The 1,987-nt window shown below is 66.7% G+C and carries 2 protein-coding genes; both read right to left on the bottom strand.

Annotation, left to right across the window (positions count from 1 at the left end; all coding sequences use genetic code 11):
- Window positions 1–164 precede the first annotated feature (164 nt).
- A complete protein-coding gene (locus A5692_RS13585) occupies window positions 165–992 on the bottom strand; it encodes an oxaloacetate decarboxylase (protein ID WP_068056796.1) in 828 nt (275 codons plus the stop codon).
- 101 nt (window positions 993–1,093) lie between these two features.
- Complete coding sequence (locus A5692_RS13580) at window positions 1,094–1,867, bottom strand: cutinase family protein (protein ID WP_082962675.1); 774 nt, start codon at window positions 1,865–1,867, stop codon at window positions 1,094–1,096.
- Window positions 1,868–1,987: the final 120 nt, after the last annotated feature.

Below are 1,987 nucleotides of genomic sequence, written 5' to 3'. Positions count from 1 at the left end.
TCGAAGAATAGGAGCAGCGCGAGAAATGCGGATCGATTTCCCCAACTTCCTTGTCGCTTAGCGTCTGTCTCGAGTCGACGATCGTGCGTCTCGGATCTGCAGAGCGCACTGGATGAGCCGTCCGCCATCCAGCAGCCGGTCATGAATTAGCACATCGAACCGCGCTACTCGGTGAACAACGCATTCAGCTCGTCGAAGCTCGCGGCCCCCGCCAGCCCCTCGAATGACCCGTCGTCCTTCAATTTCCGCGCGGCACCTAAGAACGCACCCCACGCAACCCGGCTGAAGGCCGAGCCGACGCTGATCCGCCGCACCCCCAGCTCTGCGAGGTCAGCCACCGTCAGGCCCGAATTCGACGACATCAGAACGTTGACCGGATACGGCCGCACGGCGTCGACAAGAGTGGCGATGTCCGCTTTGGTACGGACCCCCGGAGCGAACAGCACCTCGGCTCCCGCCTCGGCGTAAGCCTGTAGCCGCGTGATGGCCTCGGCGAGCGGGTCGGGGTGGCCGTACAGGAAGCATTCGGCGCGGCCGGTCAACACCACGTCGGTCCGCGAGTCGTCGATCGCCGAACGCGCGGCGCGGACGCGGTCGGTGGCCTCGGCCAGGTCGAACAGGGGCGCGTCGGCGATGCCCGTGCCGTCCTCGATGGAGAGCCCGGCGACGCCGGTGGCCACGCAGCGCGCCACATTGCGTGCAAGTTCGTCGGTGTCGGCGGCATAGCCGGCCTGGAAGTCCGCGTTGACGGGCACGCTGACCGCACCGACTATTTCGGCGATGTTGTCCAGCGCCGCGTCGACGGAGAGCGCGGTCACCATGTCCGGCAGACCGCGCGAGAAGCACAGCCCGGCGCTCGTGGTGGCCAGCGCCGGGAAGCCGAGGTTTGCGAGCGCGATCGCGGAGCCCGCGTCCCACGGGTTCGGGATGAGAAAGCACCCCTCTTGATGTAGCCGGCGAAACTGCGCCCCGACGCCGCCGTCTGAGTCCACCACCCGATTATGCTCGCGCCCACGTGAACTCGCCACGCCGCCAGCAGATCGACCCAGCCGCGAAACCGCCTGTGCGCGTTGGTTTCACATGGCAAAGCGGGTTACCGAGCCGGACCGGTACCGTCTGGGAACCCGACGGCGGTCGTCGGCGCTCCCGGACCCGCACCCGCCGGCCCGCCGGAATCGCCACCAAGACGACTGGCCGCGAACGCCGCACCCTGGTCGATCACCGCGGTGTTGCTCGAGTACGTGTCATGGGCGGCGAAATTCATCCCGTCGGAGCAGATCGGGTCCCCGGAGGCGCATACCTGAAGGGTCTTCGCCTGGTAGAGCGGACCGATGACGACCGGCGGCTCGCCGAAGAAGTTCATCGCCTTGTCGCTCGGCAAGGCGAAGAGCACGACAGAGGAGATGTGGTTTGCCACCTCGGGGTCCATCGGTTTGGGCACGCTCGCCGGATCGATCCCGGCCGGTACGGCGGCTGAGGTGACGAAGCCCATCACGGCCGCACCTTGGGAATAGCCGCCAAGCACCATCTTGGTGTTGGGGCAGTCGTGCGCCATCGACACGACATGCGCGCCCGCGTCTCTGACACCCGCCTCCCCCGCGTTCGTCCAGTCGTGGGTGGCGGGGTAGTCGACCGGATATACGTCGAGCGATTTGGCGCCAACGCGAGGCCGCAGGGAGTCGATGAACGCCTGTCCGGTCGGACCAAGGCCCGGCGGGTCATCGGTACCGCGCGCGAACACCACCTGGACGTCCGGACACGGATCGGCGGAGGCAAACGGGATCGCGGAAGCGAAGACCGAAGCGCTGACGCCCGACACCCCGACGACCGCGGAGGCAAGGAAACGGGGGATCTGACGTGCGGTCATGGCGGTGTGTGCCCAACACATGCGGTTTCTAAACCACGAATTTTCGTGATTTTACGACGGCATCGACCGTCACTCCGTGTTTGCTACTGATCGCCGCCGATGGCGCCGAGGCGCTCGCTC

It is taken from the genome of Mycobacterium sp. E342, assembly GCF_001667665.1.
Taxonomy (GTDB): Bacteria; Actinomycetota; Actinomycetes; order Mycobacteriales; family Mycobacteriaceae; genus Mycobacterium.
This window is presented reverse-complemented; position numbering and strand designations above follow the sequence as displayed.